We start from the raw sequence: 16,423 nt of genomic DNA on the forward strand, positions 1-16,423 counted from the left end.
TTGGACGTTTGTCCAACAATTTGTCCGAATCGCATATTCTCCGGCTCGCTCTGTGTTCTACTCCTCTCCAGGGTTTGAGCTGGTGATGAGCAAACGACGAGACGTATTCGATTCTCTGTCAGCTCGAGGCCGGTTCCCGGACCCGGCTTCAAGCCGAGAGCTCGATCTTGTCGAGCGCTACTCAAGGAGAATGTGAATGGTGTCGACGTTGATGCGCCGAGGAGTGGGGGTGGCCGCGTCGATGACCGGATGCGTTGCCCTCGTGATCGGCGGAGCCGGAGCCTCGTCCGCCGCTGATGTGGACCTTCCGTTCACGGCATCGTGCCACGGGTGGCAGTTCCCCGGACCGATCACACACAACGAGACGCGTGATTCCGGCGTCACGATCAGTGCGCCGGCCGTGGTCCCGCCGAACTCCACCTTCACATACCGCCTCGCGCCCAAGCCGATGACGGTCCCCAAGGACGGTTACGACCTCAGGTCCGTCGTGAACTGGACGCGTCTCAAGTTCGATTTCGACATCCCTGCAGGCACCTCCTACGTGGGGGCGCAGATCGTGGCCGGCACCAGCTCGAATCTGGGTGGGGTCGCCCCGACGATCACGCGGGTGAACGATGCCGGTTCACCCGATCCGAGTGGGACGCATCTTCGTATCTCCGGCAACAACATCACGGCGGGCAACGGACCCAACACCGACGACAACGGCGGCGGCGGAATCGAGGTCGGTGGAGGAAAGACGTTCCAGCTCCCGGCAGTCGACGTCACCGTCACGTCAGGGGCTGTCGGCACCCAGATCAAGCCCACGCTGCGCGTGTCCGATTCCAACTCGGGTTCCTACGACAGTGCCGCCAACTACCTGACCTTCCTGCAGCAGGAGACCTTGCTCGGCGGCGTCAAATACTGGCTGACCACCAATTGCTCACCACGCGACAATCGTTCGGCCGGATTGAACGCCGGCGGCCGGCCGCTCGCCGTGATCAACGTCGACTCCAGCCTCGCTCAGACACAGACGCGAATCGACGCACCCGGTAAGGCCGTCGTCGGTGACTCCGTGGAGTTGACGGCAACGGTCACTCCGTGGCCGTCGGGAGGAACAGTGCAGTTCCGCGACGGAGGGGTTGACCTCGGCGCTCCGGTGGCCGTCGTCAACGGCGTCGCGAAGGCCAACCGCACGATGACAACAGCGGGCGACCACAACATCACGGCGTACTACACGGGATCTGCCGGCTTCATGGAGTCGATGTCGGGTGCCGTGACGATCAACGTCGTCGAACCTTCCGAGCCCGAGCCTGGCACCGGGAGCCTCGGTAGCCTCGGCACCCCCGGATTCGGGTCGTGAAAACTGTGAGCAGAAACCAGGTTTCCTCGATGAACTCGAAACTGTTGCGCGGCTCTGCGATTGCAACCGTCTCGGTACTGGCCGGCGGCCTGTTTTCGATCGCCGGCGGCGGGATCGCCTCGGCTGCCCCCGAGACCAAGAGCGTGGCCTTCACAACTGCATGCCATGTGCGCGAGATGGACGGTGTGGCAAGCCCGATCACGTTCAACGAGACACTCGGCTCGGGAGTCACCATCACCGCGCCGACCACCGCGGCACCAGGTGAGACCATCACCTACCGCGTGCAGCCGAACGAGATGAAGGCAAACAGCGGCGGCCATGCCAGCCGTGGAGTCGTGCATTGGGCCCGTATCAAGTACGACTTCGACATCCCGTCCGGCGTCGAATTCGTGAGTTCCCAGCTTGTGGCGGACAGTGCGTACGGCCTCGGATCCGACAGTGCCACTCCGACAGTCACACGGATCGACGACGGCGGTAATCCATCGGCATCCGGTACGCACCTGCGTATCTCCGGATCGAATCGAACCACCGGAAACGGTCCGTCCTCCGCAGTTCGATCGAGTGACGGCATCATCGTCGGTGCCAACACCAAGTTCCGACTCCCCGCAGTCGACGTCACGGTCAAAGCCGGTGCGGCCGGTACCGAGATCAAGCCTTCGCTGAGGGTTTCCGATCCCGGTTCCGCCAACTACGACGACGACCGAAATGCGCTCACATTCGTCCAGCGCGAAAAGGATGTCTTCACAGTCAACTACTGGGAGCGCTACAACTGCTCCCCGCGGGACAACAGGAACTCCGGCCTCAACGCCGGTGGGCAGGCCCTGACCACCATCTACGTCAGCCAACCGACAACCACCACAATCCAGATGCCCGGCTCGATCCAAGCCAGCACACCGACCGAGCTTGTCGCAAAGGTGGATCCGGCTCCGGTCAACGGAAACGTGCAGTTCAGGGTGGACGGCGCCGACGTCGGTACACCGGTCACTCCGGGCGCCGACGGCACTGCCCGGCTACCGCATACCTTCTTCACCGCCGGAACCGCGCGGGTCTCCGCAACGTTCCAGGGAGTCAACGGATTCCAGAGTTCCAACTCGACCGAGGCAATGGTCACGGTGACTGCCGCACCTGTCGTCAAGCAGACCGACACTGCCGTGAACGTTCCTACCGATGCGAAGACGGGCATATCGGTGTCGCTGAGGGCGCAGGTCACGCCGACACCCGCCGGTGGCACTCTCCAGTTCAAGGACGGCGCTGCAGATATCGGCGCTCCGATCCCGGTGGGCGCTGACGGCAAAGCCACCTTGGAACATGCCTTCACCTCGGCTGGATCTCATGCCGTCTCGGCCTACTACTCCGGCGCAACAGGATTCATGCCGTCGATGGCATCCGCTCAAACGGTCACCGTGTCTGATCCCGCACCGTCCGATGTCACCACCTCGACCTCACTGGCAGCTCCCGCGACGACCAAGCAGAATGTCGCGGCAGAACTGTCCGCGACGGTCACCCCCAACCCCGGCGGGGGCTCGGTTCAGTTCTACGACGGCGACCAACCCATCGGACAGCCCGTTGTCGTCGGAGTCGATGGAGTGGCGCGACTGACGCACACTTTCGCATCGACGGGCGATCATCGGATCAAGGCGTCATACGCCGGGCGAAGTGGATTCACACAGTCCGCGTCGGACGAATCCGTCGTCAAGGTTTCTGCTGCGCCTGACGACGGCGGCTCGGGCAGCCTCGGCTCGCTGAGTGGTCTCTTCGGATCCTGATCGCAATTCGCTCGACACTGTTGCCGCTGCACCGATTCGGAGCAGCGGCAACAGCATGTCACGGCCGCAGTCACAGAACCGATTGATTTATCGATGGAGCACAAGTGTCTAGGAATCCTCTCTCCCGACGGTCGTTTCTCGCCGCCGGGGTCGGTGCAACTGCAGTCGCCGCTACTTCCCTTCTCCCGCCGTCGCTTCAGCGTGCACTGGCGACACCCGTCAGCTCCGGCGGGCTCGATTCGATCGAGCATGTTGTCCTCGTCATGCAGGAGAACCGATCTTTCGATCACTACTACGGCGCACTGAGGGGTGTTCGCGGATTCGGGGATCCGAATGCGCTGCGTCTGCGCGGCGGCCACAGCGTCTTCGAACAACCCGGGCCTACCGGTCCTGTGCTCCCCTTCCCTATCCGCGATTCGGCTGCGGCGCAACGCATGGACACCCAGAACGTGACCGGACTCGACCACAGCTGGGCGGGCGGACATGCCGCACTCGCCGACGGCTGGCACGACGGTTGGATCGCGGCAAAAACCGGCACGACGATGGCCTACTACGACCGGCAAGACATTCCCTTTCACTACGAACTGGCGGACGCGTTCACGATCTGCGACGCCTACCACTGCTCCGTTCCGACGTCCACGAGCCCCAACCGGAACTATTGGGTCTCTGGATACACGGGATACGAGCCACTTTCGCCGAATCCAACCGAGTCGGTCCTGCCTTCGGATCCACCCGGTCCCGGGGGACGAGCTGTAACCAACGCGGCCTACAACCCCTGGCACGCCGGTTACGGATGGACGACGGTCCCCGAGCGGTTGCAGTCCGCCGGCATTTCCTGGAAGACCTACCAGGAGTGGGACAACTTCGGAGACAACAACCTCGAATACTTCACCGCCTTCAAGAAAGTGGCGGCAGGGCTGCTTGGCCGGCCGAGCCTGCTCCCCTACGAACTCCAGACCTTGGCCGGGTTCTATCTCGCCCTGCCGTCGATGCCGGCGCCGGTCCAGGACGCAGCGGTACTGGCCCTCGCGAATGCCGCAGACCAACTGTCGCCTGCTGATCGCCAACTCTACGATCGCGCGCTGTACCGATCCCGGCCCGGCACACTGGCCGCCGAGTTCAGGAAAGACGTCGAGTCCGGTCGACTGCCGCAAGTCAGCTATCTCGTTCCGTCCGAGGTGGATTCGGAGCACCCATCGGGTTCGTCACCGGCAGCGAGCGCAACACTGCTCTATCAAGTACTCGACGCCATCGCGTCCGATCCGGATCTGTGGGCGAAGACGGCCGTGATCGTCAACTTCGACGAGAACGACGGGTACTTCGACCATGTACCGCCACCTCGACCGCCGCGCTCGGTCGAAGCCGAATGGGTCGGCAATCAGCCGCTCGGTCTCGGCCCGCGGGTGCCGATGACGATCATCTCGCCGTGGACTGTTGGCGGTTTCGTTTGTTCACAAGTGTTCGACCACACGTCCGTCACGCAGTTCCTGGAGAAGCGGTTCGGAATCACGCAACCGGAAATCGACCCGTGGCGACGCACGGTGAGTGGCGACCTGACGTCGGCGTTCGACTTCGCCAACCCGCGTAGTCGACCGACTTTGGCGCGCCCGCAACCCATTCCGCCGCTGGAACCGCGGTGGACACCGACCCCGCCCACCGAACAGAGAATGCCTCTGCAGGAGAACGGCACTAGACCAGCACGGGCACTTCCCTATCAGCCCGACGCCTACACGACGGTGAACCCGGAAACCGGCTCGTTGGCGGTCCATCTGGCCAATACCGGCGCCGCATCAACGCACCTGGCCATGTACCCGTACGCAGGTGAGTTCGACGAGCCACGGCATTACGACGTCGTCGGCGAGGTCGACGACACCGTTGCGCTCAGTGATCGCGTCTACAGCCTGACCCTGTTGGGTCCCAACGGTTTCAGGCGCGAGTTCAGCGGAGCTACCGACAGTGCGGCAGCTTCGCTCGAGGTCTCGACAACTGTCGACGCAGGGACGCGCACGCTTGTACTGACGGCGACCAATTCCGGAAGTCGTGCACTGACGGTCAATGTGGACGGAAACCGACGCAAACTCGCTGCCGGTGCACACTCTCAGTGGACGGTGCGTTCGGTGGACGGCTGGTATCAGGCCGCCGTGACGGTCGACGAAGATCCTGAATTCAAGCGCGTGCTCGTCGGACACATCGAAAACGGGCGGACCAGCGTAAGCCAACCGACGTGAATCGACACCGAGCGTTCAAGCCCAGGGCCGAATCCCCATTCGGACAAGTCAATCCATCCACACACCCAGAAGGAGTTTCCGTGCGTCGTATCCCGCTCTCAGCACTGATAGTCGCGGGCTCACTGATACTGGGCGGCGGAATTGCCGCGGCTCAGGGCAGCCTGCCCACGTCGGGGAGCGCCGATGGCACGTCGGTGCCACCGTCGTACCTGACCGACGACGCCGGGCGCTCCTTGATCCTGCGAGGGTTCAACACGGCGTCGAGCGCAAAAAGCGCACCCGACGGCATGCCGAAGTTCACCGAAGCCGATCTCGAGCGCGAACATGCCGACATGGGAACAAATTTCGTGCGTTTCCTGATCTCCTGGCGTTCGGTGGAGCCAGAGCCGGGACAGTACGACCAGGAATATCTGGACCGCGTCGAGGACCGGGTCAGCTGGTACGCCGAACGCGGGTACAAGGTCATGCTCGACATGCATCAGGACGTCTACTCCGGCGCGATCACACCAGAGGGCAACAGCGGCAACGGCGCCGGCAACATCGGCAACGGCGCGCCGGCCTGGGCGACCTACATGGACGGCCTTCCGGTCACCCCTCAAGACCGGTGGGAGCTGTACTACGTCCAACCCGGTGTGATGCGTGCATTCGACAACTTCTGGAACACCACCGGCCAACATCCCGAACTGGTCGAGCACTACGCGAACGCCTGGCAGGCGGTGGCCGAACGTTTTGCAGGCAATGACACCGTCGTGGCATACGACCTCATGAACGAGCCGTGGGGCGGTTCCCTCCAAGGCCCCGCCTTCGAAGGTGGGCCCCTCGCTGCCCTGTATCAGCGAACCACCAACGCCATCAGGGAAGTTGATCAGGACAGCTGGGTGTGTGTGGCCCCGCAGGCCGTCGGCGTCAACCAAGGTGTCCCCAGCGGGCTCACGAAGATCAACGACCCACGAGCCGGCGAACAGCGAATCGCCTACTGCCCACACCTGTACCCGCTGCCCCTCGACCTCGGTGACGGATACTCCGGCCTCTCACGCACACTCACCGACGCGACCATCGACACCTGGCGCGACAGCGTCGAACACATCGCAGGCAACGTACTCGGCGGCGTTCCGATCATTCTCGGCGAATTCGGGCTCGACACAACACTGCCCGGCGCAACCGACTACATCGACCGCGTCTACACGACCGCCCGAGAACTCGGCGCGGGTGTCTCCTACTGGTCCAGTGATCCAGGTCCTTGGGGCCCGTACCTGCCGGACGGATCGCAGACACTCCTCGTCGACACCCTGAACAAGCCGTATCCGCGTGCCGTCGCGGGCACACCCACCGAATGGTCCTCGACCGTTGACCGCCTTCAGCTGACGTTCACCCCGAACCCCGCGGTAACGGCACCGACCGAGATCTATCTACCCGAGAGCGGCTTTCCCGGCGGCGTCGACGTCGCGGGCGCCGACATCGTGAACTGGAACCCCCAAAGCCGTCTTCTCACAGTGGAAACCGCGGACGACGCGGGCCCCGTCACAGTCACGGTGACGCCGGCAAGCTGACCGCGAGCGCCGAGATTCCTGGATATTTGTCCGGTTCTTTCGTAACGTACAAGCGACGGGTGATCGGCCGACGGAAGGCGAGTATGTCCACGGAGAAGATGTCTGTCCAAGATCGTGTTGCGCGGGTGGTGCTCGATGTCGTCGGCGCCTTACCGACCGGCGCGCAGCGCATTCTCGGTGGCAAGCCGAAGGAGATCGACGGGCAGACTCTGCACCCCGAGATCCAGCTTGCGCTGAGATTGCTCTCAGCGGTCGAAGGTACGAGCTTCGAGCATCTTCCGGTCGAAGAGGGACGGGCTCAGATCGACGCCGAGTCGCGACTGTTCGGCGGTACGCCCATCGACATCGAGACGGTACGTGACCTCGAGATCCCGGCCGGGGATCACGCGATTCCGGCTCGGCTGTATCGCCCGGCCGGAGTCTCAACGCCCGCTCCACTTTTGGTGTACTTCCACGGCGGCGGGTTCGTCCTCGGCAGCCTCGAGAGCGGCGACAGTGTGTGCCGCTTCCTGGCCCGCCACGGCGAGGTCAGTGTGTTGTCGGTGGACTACCGGTTAGCGCCGGAGTTCCCGTTCCCCGCCGGGGTCGATGACGCCGTCGCCGCATTCCGGTACTGCGTCGAGCATGCCACAGATCTGGGTGCAGATCCGAAATCCATTGCGGTAGGCGGAGACAGCGCGGGTGGGAACCTGGCTGCCGTCGTCGCGCAGTCCACGACCGAAGACGACGTCAAACCAGTATTCCAACTGCTCTTCTTCCCCTGGGTGGACCTTTCGTCGAAGCGCCCTTCGCACAAGATGTTCGGCACCGACTTCTTTCTCACCGACGCCCAACTCGACTGGTATGCAGCCCATTACCTGTCGGGCGGCGCTTCGGCCCTCGACCCGCGAGTCTCCCCGCTGCTCACTCCGGACCTGGCCGGCCTACCGCCCGCGTACGTTGCCGTCGCCGGTTTCGACCCACTACGCGACGAGGGTGAGGAATACGCGAACCGGCTGCGAGAGGCCGGAGTCCCGGTTGCACTCAGGCGTCACAGTGGATTGATCCATGCCTTCGTCAACACCACCGGTGTCGGCCATACCGGTCAAGATGCGATGTTCGAGGCCTGCGGCGCTCTGCGGGTTGGACTTTCGGGCCCGCACTGAGGGCAGGGTCACGAAACGGGGAGTGCCAGATCCGCCCACTCGACCATCGCTTCGAGCACGGAGCGCAGTTCCATCCCCGTCGCGGTGAGTTCGTACTCCACTCGCGGCGGCACCTCGGCGTAGGCAGTCCGGGTCACCAGATCGAACTCCTCGAATCGCTTGAGCCTGGCGGACAGTGTCCTGGGACTGATGCCGGGCAATGCGCGTCGTAGTTCCGTGAAGCGCATCGGGCCGTGCGTGAGCTCACGAACGATCAGCGTTGCCCACGGTCCGTCCAGAACCAGCAGAAAGCGCGCGACGCCGCACTCCGGAAGCACGTGACCTGATTCACTCATCGATTCCCCATTAGTTCACTTGAAGTAACTGGTTCCCAATCTGAACTATAGGCGTCATGACTTACACAGTGCATGGCGCCACCGGCGCACAGGGTTCTCCCGTTCTCGCGGGATTGGTCGCGGTTCTCGCCGGATCGACAGGTGCCGAAGTCCGAGCAATCACCCGCAACCCCGACCAGACGTTCGAGGGTGCGAACACCGTCGTCGCGGACAATGCGTCAGTCGACTCTCTCGCCGACGCTTATCGCGGGGTAGACGGGGTGTTCTTCCACCTGCCACTCGCCGGTGACACCGAGACGCTAGCTGGTTACGCCCACAACGTTCTGGCAGCAGCAAGAGTGACAGGTCCTTCGCGGTTCGTGATCTCTACCAGCGGCACGGTGACCCGCGACGCTACTTCGCCGCTTGCCGGTCCCAACACACCCGTTCTCTCCGAGCTCGTCGACGGACTCCGCGCCGAAGGTATCGCGGTGACCGTCCTGACCCCGCGTTTGTTCCTCGAGAATCTTCTTCTGCCCACCGTGCTGTCGGGGGTGAAAGACGAAGGGGTCCTGCGTTACCCACTACGTGCCGATCTCGCGGTCGCATGGAGTTCACATCTCGACGTCGCTGATGCAGCCGTTGCGGCCCTGACTCTCGACGTAGCACCGGACGCGGTCGACATCGGACAGATTCCGGCGATCACCGGCATCGAACTGGCCGAGGCATTCGCCGAACACTTCTCGCGCGCGGTAACTTTCGAAGCCGTGACGCCCGACGCCTTCGGTGCGTCGATTGCGCCGATCATCGGAGCGGGCGCAGCAGTCGGGGTTTCCCAGCTCTACACGGGGCTCGAATCTGCCGACAGCGTCGCGTTCGACTCCGCGACGGGTTCTGCCGTTGCCTTGGGCATCGTCGCCCGCAGCACCCGGGCCTGGCTGGTAGATCTCGGAGTGAACTGACCGGAACAACGCAAACGGCCGGCTCCGCGAAGTATCGCGTGGAGCCGGCCGATTTCCGGGGTTACCGGTGCGTGCGGGTCTTCAACTGGCGGTTCAGCTGCCGACTCCCGAAGTCCAGACCGGCACCGTCACTGGTGGCCAGCACGGTGAGTCCAGCGGCGACCAGCAACGAAATAAGCACAACGCTCATGGTGAGTCACCTTTCTTCCTGTCGTGAAACGGTTTTGCGCCTCCGGGAAATGTCGACATATCCGGCACCCCACTTCAGCTGACCTCAAAGTATCTGTAACTATGGGTTACGCGCAATGTGTGGTCCCTCACCTGAAAGCGCAGGGTGATGCGCAGATCACGCTGCGTTCGACGGCGGACTACCTGGCCAGAACCATGTTCACGAACTCGTCGGCGAGCGCCTGAGCGTCCGCACCGCTGCCAGGAACCACATCGGGCGCACTGTGTACCAATTGCATCTGCCCCAGGTACATCGAATAGGCAAGTACGCCACGATGTTCCGCTTTCCGCCTGTCCATCCCCAGATCAACCAACAACGTCACGATGTAGGTAACTCGACGCTCGGTGACACGTCGAACCGCCGCCGAAACCACAGGATGGTCGATCCCGGCAAGCAGTTCCAACTCCGCACGACGATCGGCCAATCCGGTCGTGACCGAATCCACCAGACGACGCAATCTCACCTCCGCCGGTTCACCAGAGGACTCGACGGAGGAGATCAGTCTCTCGGTTGCCAAAACTTCCCACCGGCCGAGCGCAGCTTGCAGCAATTCGTCGCGGTTGGCGAAGTGCCAATAAAAGGAACCCTTGGTCGATCCGAGCGTGCGCGCCACCTTTTCCACTGCAACTGCATCAGGCCCATGGCTTGTCAGAGCCTGGAAAGCTGCATCGATCCACTGGTCGCGAGAGAGTCGGGCGCGGGCATTCGTCACCTCCGTACGGTACCGTATGGGTAAGTTCCATACGGCACCGTACGGAGGACGAAATGACACTCGCTTTCAAGGCAATGCCTGCACCGGACTGGGCAGAAGCCACCACGATCACCATCGCATCTGTTCCGACCCATACATCCGAGGAGTGGGCGCAGGCAGTCTTCGACGTCAGGAATGTCCCCGCACCCGTCCTCGCGATGTTCTGGCTGAGGGAGCGGGTAGTCGGACTGCTCGGCATCGCCAAGGGACGCCCCGACACCTTTGCCGTCGACAAGATCGCCGACGGCGAGGCCCTCATCGAAGCGGACGAGAAACACCTACGATTCGTCGCCTCGGTTCAGGCCGACAACGACGCCGGCCTCCTGCACGTCGTCACCGCCGTGGAGCTGAAGAACCGAGCGGGCCGAATCTACTTCGCACCCGTTCAGGTACTGCACGGAGTGATCACGCGGGCAATGATGACGTCCGCTCGAAAGAGACTGTGCACGTGATCAACCGTCCGGACCGCCCTTGAGTTCGAGGCTGATCTGATCGGCGTCCAGCGCGGCAAGTGCCGATCCGAGCATCCGTGCGTCGAACACGCCATCGTCACGTGCGTCGAGCAGTGCCTGACGCTGCGCGTCGATCACGTCGAGGCGGATCCTCTTCTTCGACCGACCCTCTGGCGGAACGACACTCGCAGCAGCATCTTCGAGGAGGTCGAGCAACCTGCGATGCTCGTCTAGTTCGGATTCGGTGAGGTCCTGCGCTGCCGGACCGGTCGCCACTACGACGCGCTTCAACGTTCCTCCCTGAAGGATCAACGAGCCTGCTGCCACCAGGAACGCAACCAAGATCAGGAGCGATCGACTCGGGGTGTCTTCCGGCAGAGTCTGCGCTGCAGCCAGAGTGACCGCCCCGCGCATGCCGGCCCAGATGACGATCGTGCCTTCACGCCATCCCAACGGCGCAGCAAGGTAGTAGTCGATATCGGCAACCGTCCGCCGAACCCGAACCTTGAACCTTTCCATCTGATTCGCCGAAGGTGCCCGGCGCCTGCTGCGTCGTTCGCCTGGCGGGTAATCCTCGGGATTGTCGAGGCGATTCGCGATGTCGGAGAGTCTGGGTTTCATGCGTTCACGAAAATTCGCCCGTGCTTGGAGCGCTCGCAGGAGCGGGGCCACGTACAGAGCCCGCACCAAGATCGTGAGGAACAGTGCACCCGCCGCCACGAAGACCGCCGTGAATATGCCCTCGTGGTCGACCCGGACATCGTCGACTATCGACGAGAGTTCGAGGCCCATCACCAGGAAGATCGCACCTTCGAGGACCAATTCGACTGTGCGCCAGTTCTGGGAGTCGGACAACCGGTGTCGCGGTGACAGCTTCCGAGGAGCGTCGTAGCCGGTGACGAGCCCGGCCACGACGGCAGCAACCAATCCTGACGCACCCAACTCTTCGGCGGGGATCGCCGCCAGAAACGGCACCGTGAACGAGATGACCGTGTTGACCGTCGAATCGGTGACACGGGCGCGAACCATCAGGTTGACCTTGCCGACGACAACTCCGATGACCGCGGCCACGACGACGGCAAAAGCGAACTTGCCCAACACACTCCACAGCGACACCGATGCGGCGGCCCCGGCGATGGCAGTACGCAACAGGACCAGAGCGGTGGCGTCGTTGAGCAGGCTTTCGCCTTCGAGGATCGACACCACCCGCGGCGAGACCGGGAGTTTCTTGACGATGGACGTCGCGACGGCATCCGTCGGGCTCACGATCGCACCGAGTGCAATGCCCCACCAGATACCGAGTCCTGGTATCACCCAGGAGAAGAACACACCGAGAACAAGCGCACTCACGACCACGAGCAGAACGGAAAGCCCACCGATGGCACCGAACTCACGCCGAAACTCCATCGACGGCATCGAGACCGAGGCGGAGTACAGCAGTGGTGGAAGCACGCCTGCCAGAATCCATTCCGGGTCGATGTCCACTGCTGGGACAAATGGTAAGAGGCTGACAACGATCCCGGCCATCACCAGAATCAACGGTGCTGCGACTCCGATCCGCGCTCCGAGCGTCGAGGCCGCGACGATTCCGAGCAGACCGAGCACCACGATGATCAGAGCGTCCACTGCTTCCCCCTGTACCCCCGGATTTGTGTCTGGCTCTTTCTACACCTTTGCCGGAGACGGGGGCGAGACCTGCCAGGCAACGGCGATCAGAACAACCGTGAACGCCGATGCGGGCCACAGAGCGTGAAGACCGATCCATCGGTGAACCAACGCACCGACCACCGCGCCCGCGATCAACCCGGCACACATCCCGAAGTGCTGCAGCCACGCCCACTTCGGGCCACCCAGAAAGGCTCCGGTCAGACGCTGGCCCATCTTGACCAGCGCACCGGTCATGTACGTGACACCGATCGTCACCTCGCCGTCGCGCTGGAACACCGAGTTGACGGCTCCCATCGCCAAAGCCATCGCCGAGATCGCGCCGGGGGTGACGTCGAGGCTGCTCATCACCGAACCGATGGCCAGCAGCCCGGCTACAACTGCGAGCACCGTGACCTTGCGGGCCCGGACCGAATAGCGCTCCGTGAAGTGGGTGACGACGGTTCCCAGCGCGATTCCCAGAAGGAAGAGCACGATGATGCCGCCGGCCACCCGCGCGGTCGACCACACCCCGTCGGCAAATGCGACGCTCGCCTGCGTCATGTTGCCGCTCATGAACGAAACGAAAGGCCCACCGAGCGTGATGAATCCGAGCGCGTCGACGTAACCGGCCAACCCGGCCAGCGCTGTCGCCAGGCCGATCAGCGACCTGCTGTATCCCGTCACCCGACGAGCTCGGTTCAGCTCAGCTTGCTGGTGCGCAGCTCGTGGCCCTTGGACGTCTTGCAGCGGCCGGTCTCGAGATCCCACTGCCAGCCGTGCAGATCGCAGGTGAGGTTGGTGCCGTCGACGACACCGAACTTCGACAGGTCAGCCTTGAGGTGGGGGCAACGACGCTGAATCTCGTACCCGCCCAACTCGATAGACGCGCTGTCGTCATGGGCCTCGGCGAACCAGCCGTCGGCGTACGCGATGCGCTCGTCGGTGAGGCACTTGAAGAACGTGTAGAGGAATTCGTTGTACCCACCGATGCGCCACGCCGTGAAGCGTGTCGACAGGAAGATGGTGTTGACCCAGTCGGGCTCGTCGTCGCGCAGAACGGTGCGAACCAGTTCGGGAGCGATGCGGAAGCCGTAGCGGTACTTACCTTCTCCGTCGATGGGCTCACGAACGATCCGCTTCGGGAAGTCGAGGACGACCGTCTCCTCTCCCATCACGAGTCCGACGGGGTAGCCGATTCCGTCGCAGATCAGATCGGACTGAGCCATGATCGGCTCGAACTTGGCCTTGAGACCGTCGAGCAGCGGCTCGCCTTCGGCCGGAGCCCACGTGGCCTTCTGCGCGGCGATGACCGGTGCCATCTTCTGCGCCATCTTCTCGATGTACTCGGCCTTGTTGGAGAAGATCTTGTCGACGTCTGCGTCCGGGATGGGATGCGTCAGCGCGACCTTCTCGCTTCCGCGAAGTTCGACGGCCGAGCCGGGGATCATCAGCAGACCACGATCGTTGCCGTTGATGCGCATCTGCTCGAGGAACGTGATCTGGTCGGGGAAGATGTTTCCCTCGTCGCCGTGATCGTCGTTGAGGTAACGCAGGTCGTCGTCGAGGAAGACCGGCGGGCCGGCCGACGGAACAACCCAGGCAGCGTCGACCTGGGAGATGTAGTTGCGGCAGCGGTCCATGCCGCGCTGACGCTTCTGCTTGCCGAAGTTGCGCTTGGTGCCCTTCGGGATGTCGTAGACCATCGGGTACCAGATCGCGCCCGAGTACTGCAGCAGATGGATGTCGACCTTCCCGAAGGCGTCGGTCAGCGGGTCCAGGTCGACGGGCCTGGCGTCGTTCATGTTGAAACAGGTGGTTTCCCCGTCCGAGACGACGAGGCCCGAGTCACCGATCGGACCGTCCGCGGGAGCGCGCAGAGCGATGATCATGATGTCGAGATCGCCCTTGGGACCGCTGACGGTGTGCTTGACGGAGTCTTCCGTCTCGAAGAACTTGTGGAAGCCGAGCTTCTCGAGTTCACGCTTGAGGTCCGGCACCGGGTAATCGGGGAGCAGGACTGTGGCGTCCTTGTTGACGTGCGCGATCAGATTCTTCGGATCGAAGTGGTCCTTGTGCAGGTGCGAGACGTAGAGGTAGTCGCAGTTGCCCAGCGCGTCCCAGTCCAACTCTGTGTTGTCGGGGAACGGCACCCAGGACGCAAAATACGTCGGGGTCACCCATGGATCACACAGGATGGATCCGGCCTCGGTCTGGATGTGAAATCCTGCGTGGCCGACGCTGGTGATCTGCATTGCAACCTCCGAAATCGTACTGCTGGTCAACTCAGCATAGTCGGCGCGATCAGGGCCAAATCGCGATCGAGGAGGCGGCCGGTTGTGACGTCATGCACGTCAGAGGTCGAAAGTGGGTTGTGAATCAGACCTGCCGGTGACGCGGACAACACTCTCTGTGCTGGCGTGTTCGCCGTATTTCTTGGCGTTCGCGGGAGCTGTTTCAGCATTCCCGAAGACAGCCCCTAAGGCTAACCTAACAAGCATGACTCGACTCCTTTCTCCCTCCACGACCGATCGCGACTACTGGGCGATCGTGGACAACCTGACGCGACGCGGTTTCTTCGGCGTCGGCGCGGGCGTCGCTGCGGCCGCGTTTCTCGCCGCCTGCGGCAGCACGGAAAGTTCGACGCCCGAGAACGCGGAGACCTTCGAGTTCACTCGCGGCGACGAGAAGCTGATCATTCCGACGGACCCACAGAACGTCGTTGCCCTCGACCCTCGGGACGGCCTCGAATTGTCGATCCTCGCCGGATACCCGGTGACCGCCTACCCGACCGGCGCAGCCGAACACCTACGCCGTGAGGTCCCGGATGCCACGGGTGTCGAGATCTTCGCCGAAGGTGCTTCGGATCCCAACTTCGAATACATCTCGACTCTCGGCGCAGACCTTCTCGTCCTCAGCGCCGGCTGGTGGGACACCGGGTCGTACGGCAACGACCGGATGCAGCAGATCGCACCGGTCCTGCCCGTCGGCAAGGACTTCACCCCGGAGTGGCGGAAGGTCATGTCGGACTTCCTCACCGGCATCGGGCGCAGCGATCGCGCCGAAGAAGTACTCGCCGAGTACGACGCCCATGTAGCTCAGGTCCGCCCGACCGTCGAACCGCTGATGGCCGGCAAGAACGTTGCCTTCGTCGCCGCCGCGGAGGATCAGATCGCGTGGTTCCAGAACGATTTCCGCACCGCCGTCGCCGAGGACCTGGGATTCGAGGTGCTCCGTGAAGGCCCCGACCTTCGCGTGATGCTCGGATCGGAGCAGTTCAACCGTCTCGAAGAAGCCGACGTCATCTTCGCCTTGGATCGCAGCGCCTCCGGCAGCGTGTACACCTCGCCGACGTGGCAGCGTCTGCCCGCCGCGCAGGCTGGTCGAGTGATTCCCTTCGACTACTACAAGGCCGCGGGATACGCCTTGACCGCCAAGGTTCTCGTCGACGACTTGGCGGCCGGGGTCAAGCGGTAGGACCCGACCTTCGTCAACCCGATGGGCCCCGATCATTCGGCACCGGCGGCTCGTCCTGTCACGCGGTCCCGAAACTCGCGGAACGCTTGGAAACCACCGGTGAGCGCCCGCGCCAGTTCCTCGGCGCTTTCAACCCAGACGACGTCCTCCAACTCGGAAACGTCGTCGGGCTCGTGATTGCGCTGGGGAACGAGAAACGTCGGGTCACCCTGAGGGTTGACGATCAGGAACCCAGCCGCCGAGCAGAGGTCGTAGACGAACGCGCACTCGGCAGGCGACAGCGTCGCGTGGAAGATTCCACCACTGAGTGGATCGCTCTGCTCGAGCGAGTCGAGATGAAGGTCGGAGAAGGCCCCGTCGATCGTCAATGCCCTGTCGTCACGGTCGACGATCTCGCCTCCGTACGGGCTCTCGACCACGCGCAGCCCGTGCTGATCGAGGAAAGCGGCGACCGCCGCCCGATCAACATCGAGTTGCACGTCCTTCGTCACCCGCATGAAGTGCAGCGAGAAACCCATCGATCCCCCTCGTCCATTCGCGACGCACGTGATGCGCTCGCCAGTACC

Annotated in this window: 15 protein-coding genes; 8 read left to right on the forward strand and 7 right to left on the reverse strand. The window is 63.2% G+C overall.

Annotated features, from left to right (window positions below; genetic code table 11):
- Window positions 1-196: 196 nt before the first annotated feature.
- From P3G66_RS16150 to P3G66_RS16170, 5 genes are all read left to right on the forward strand, one after another.
- Window positions 197-1,339: an Ig-like domain-containing protein gene (locus P3G66_RS16150; RefSeq protein ID WP_276116842.1), complete on the forward strand. Its 1,143-nt coding sequence runs from the start codon at window positions 197-199 to the stop codon at window positions 1,337-1,339.
- A gap of 29 nt (window positions 1,340-1,368) precedes the next feature.
- On the forward strand, window positions 1,369-3,105 hold the full coding sequence (locus P3G66_RS16155) for an Ig-like domain-containing protein (protein WP_276116843.1): 1,737 nt from the start codon (window positions 1,369-1,371) through the stop codon (window positions 3,103-3,105).
- 104 nt (window positions 3,106-3,209) lie between these two features.
- A complete protein-coding gene (locus tag P3G66_RS16160) occupies window positions 3,210-5,333 on the forward strand; it encodes a phospholipase C, phosphocholine-specific (protein ID WP_276116844.1) in 2,124 nt (707 codons plus the stop codon).
- Between the two features lie 80 nt (window positions 5,334-5,413).
- Window positions 5,414-6,883, forward strand: coding sequence for a cellulase family glycosylhydrolase (locus P3G66_RS16165; protein WP_054188370.1), 1,470 nt, complete (start codon window positions 5,414-5,416; stop codon window positions 6,881-6,883).
- A gap of 83 nt (window positions 6,884-6,966) precedes the next feature.
- The gene (locus P3G66_RS16170) at window positions 6,967-8,028 is read left to right on the forward strand and encodes an alpha/beta hydrolase (RefSeq protein WP_081305499.1); all 1,062 of its coding nucleotides are present in this window, start codon (window positions 6,967-6,969) and stop codon (window positions 8,026-8,028) included.
- A gap of 8 nt (window positions 8,029-8,036) precedes the next feature.
- Here the strand turns inward: P3G66_RS16170 and P3G66_RS16175 are convergent, their stop codons facing one another.
- The gene (locus tag P3G66_RS16175; RefSeq protein WP_019745900.1) at window positions 8,037-8,363 is read right to left on the reverse strand and encodes a helix-turn-helix domain-containing protein; all 327 of its coding nucleotides are present in this window, start codon (window positions 8,361-8,363) and stop codon (window positions 8,037-8,039) included.
- 56 nt (window positions 8,364-8,419) lie between these two features.
- Here P3G66_RS16175 and P3G66_RS16180 point away from each other — a divergent pair, with 56 nt between their 5' ends.
- The gene (locus P3G66_RS16180; RefSeq protein ID WP_276116845.1) at window positions 8,420-9,304 is read left to right on the forward strand and encodes an NAD(P)H-binding protein; all 885 of its coding nucleotides are present in this window, start codon (window positions 8,420-8,422) and stop codon (window positions 9,302-9,304) included.
- A 61-nt stretch (window positions 9,305-9,365) separates the two neighbouring features.
- Here the strand turns inward: P3G66_RS16180 and P3G66_RS16185 are convergent, their stop codons facing one another.
- A complete protein-coding gene (locus P3G66_RS16185) occupies window positions 9,366-9,494 on the reverse strand; it encodes a hypothetical protein (protein WP_003943237.1) in 129 nt (42 codons plus the stop codon).
- Between the two features lie 178 nt (window positions 9,495-9,672).
- Window positions 9,673-10,245 (reverse strand): TetR/AcrR family transcriptional regulator, encoded by a 573-nt coding sequence (locus P3G66_RS16190; RefSeq protein ID WP_054825065.1) that lies wholly within the window; start codon window positions 10,243-10,245, stop codon window positions 9,673-9,675.
- 53 nt (window positions 10,246-10,298) lie between these two features.
- On the opposite strand from P3G66_RS16190, the gene P3G66_RS16195 reads away from it, so the two are divergent.
- Window positions 10,299-10,736, forward strand: a complete 438-nt coding sequence (locus P3G66_RS16195; RefSeq protein WP_054825064.1) for a DUF2867 domain-containing protein — start codon at window positions 10,299-10,301, stop codon at window positions 10,734-10,736.
- Here the strand turns inward: P3G66_RS16195 and P3G66_RS16200 are convergent, their stop codons facing one another.
- Genes P3G66_RS16200 through P3G66_RS16210 form a run of 3 tightly spaced genes read right to left on the reverse strand, consistent with a single transcriptional unit; the run spans window position 10,737 to window position 14,635 of the window.
- The gene (locus P3G66_RS16200) at window positions 10,737-12,362 is read right to left on the reverse strand and encodes a sodium:proton antiporter (RefSeq protein ID WP_054825063.1); all 1,626 of its coding nucleotides are present in this window, start codon (window positions 12,360-12,362) and stop codon (window positions 10,737-10,739) included. It abuts the gene before it with no gap.
- 39 nt (window positions 12,363-12,401) lie between these two features.
- Window positions 12,402-13,067 (reverse strand): YoaK family protein, encoded by a 666-nt coding sequence (locus P3G66_RS16205; protein WP_054188283.1) that lies wholly within the window; start codon window positions 13,065-13,067, stop codon window positions 12,402-12,404.
- Between the two features lie 14 nt (window positions 13,068-13,081).
- Entirely contained in the window at window positions 13,082-14,635 is a 1,554-nt protein-coding gene (locus tag P3G66_RS16210) for an MBL fold metallo-hydrolase (protein ID WP_003942885.1), read from the reverse strand.
- A gap of 244 nt (window positions 14,636-14,879) precedes the next feature.
- Here P3G66_RS16210 and P3G66_RS16215 point away from each other — a divergent pair, with 244 nt between their 5' ends.
- On the forward strand, window positions 14,880-15,857 hold the full coding sequence (locus tag P3G66_RS16215) for an ABC transporter substrate-binding protein (protein ID WP_276116846.1): 978 nt from the start codon (window positions 14,880-14,882) through the stop codon (window positions 15,855-15,857).
- A gap of 32 nt (window positions 15,858-15,889) precedes the next feature.
- Here the strand turns inward: P3G66_RS16215 and P3G66_RS16220 are convergent, their stop codons facing one another.
- The gene (locus tag P3G66_RS16220; protein WP_054825108.1) at window positions 15,890-16,375 is read right to left on the reverse strand and encodes a hypothetical protein; all 486 of its coding nucleotides are present in this window, start codon (window positions 16,373-16,375) and stop codon (window positions 15,890-15,892) included.
- Window positions 16,376-16,423: the final 48 nt, after the last annotated feature.

Origin of the sequence: Rhodococcus sp. C3V, from assembly GCF_029269915.1 — a bacterium.
Classification (GTDB): domain Bacteria; phylum Actinomycetota; class Actinomycetes; order Mycobacteriales; family Mycobacteriaceae; genus Rhodococcus_F; species Rhodococcus_F qingshengii.

What these genes read in the sequence shown, in the direction of transcription:
- P3G66_RS16150 (WP_276116842.1), top strand. Translation starts at nt 197, where the DNA reads ATGGTGTCGACGTTGATGCGCCGAGGAGTGGGGGTGGCCGCGTCGATG.
- P3G66_RS16155 (WP_276116843.1), top strand. Translation starts at nt 1,369, where the DNA reads ATGAACTCGAAACTGTTGCGCGGCTCTGCGATTGCAACCGTCTCGGTA.
- P3G66_RS16170 (WP_081305499.1), top strand. Translation starts at nt 6,967, where the DNA reads ATGTCCACGGAGAAGATGTCTGTCCAAGATCGTGTTGCGCGGGTGGTG.
- P3G66_RS16175 (WP_019745900.1), bottom strand. Translation starts at nt 8,363, where the DNA reads ATGAGTGAATCAGGTCACGTGCTTCCGGAGTGCGGCGTCGCGCGCTTT.
- P3G66_RS16180 (WP_276116845.1), top strand. Translation starts at nt 8,420, where the DNA reads ATGACTTACACAGTGCATGGCGCCACCGGCGCACAGGGTTCTCCCGTT.
- P3G66_RS16185 (WP_003943237.1), bottom strand. Translation starts at nt 9,494, where the DNA reads ATGAGCGTTGTGCTTATTTCGTTGCTGGTCGCCGCTGGACTCACCGTG.
- P3G66_RS16195 (WP_054825064.1), top strand. Translation starts at nt 10,299, where the DNA reads ATGACACTCGCTTTCAAGGCAATGCCTGCACCGGACTGGGCAGAAGCC.
- P3G66_RS16210 (WP_003942885.1), bottom strand. Translation starts at nt 14,635, where the DNA reads ATGCAGATCACCAGCGTCGGCCACGCAGGATTTCACATCCAGACCGAG.
- P3G66_RS16215 (WP_276116846.1), top strand. Translation starts at nt 14,880, where the DNA reads ATGACTCGACTCCTTTCTCCCTCCACGACCGATCGCGACTACTGGGCG.
- P3G66_RS16220 (WP_054825108.1), bottom strand. Translation starts at nt 16,375, where the DNA reads ATGGGTTTCTCGCTGCACTTCATGCGGGTGACGAAGGACGTGCAACTC.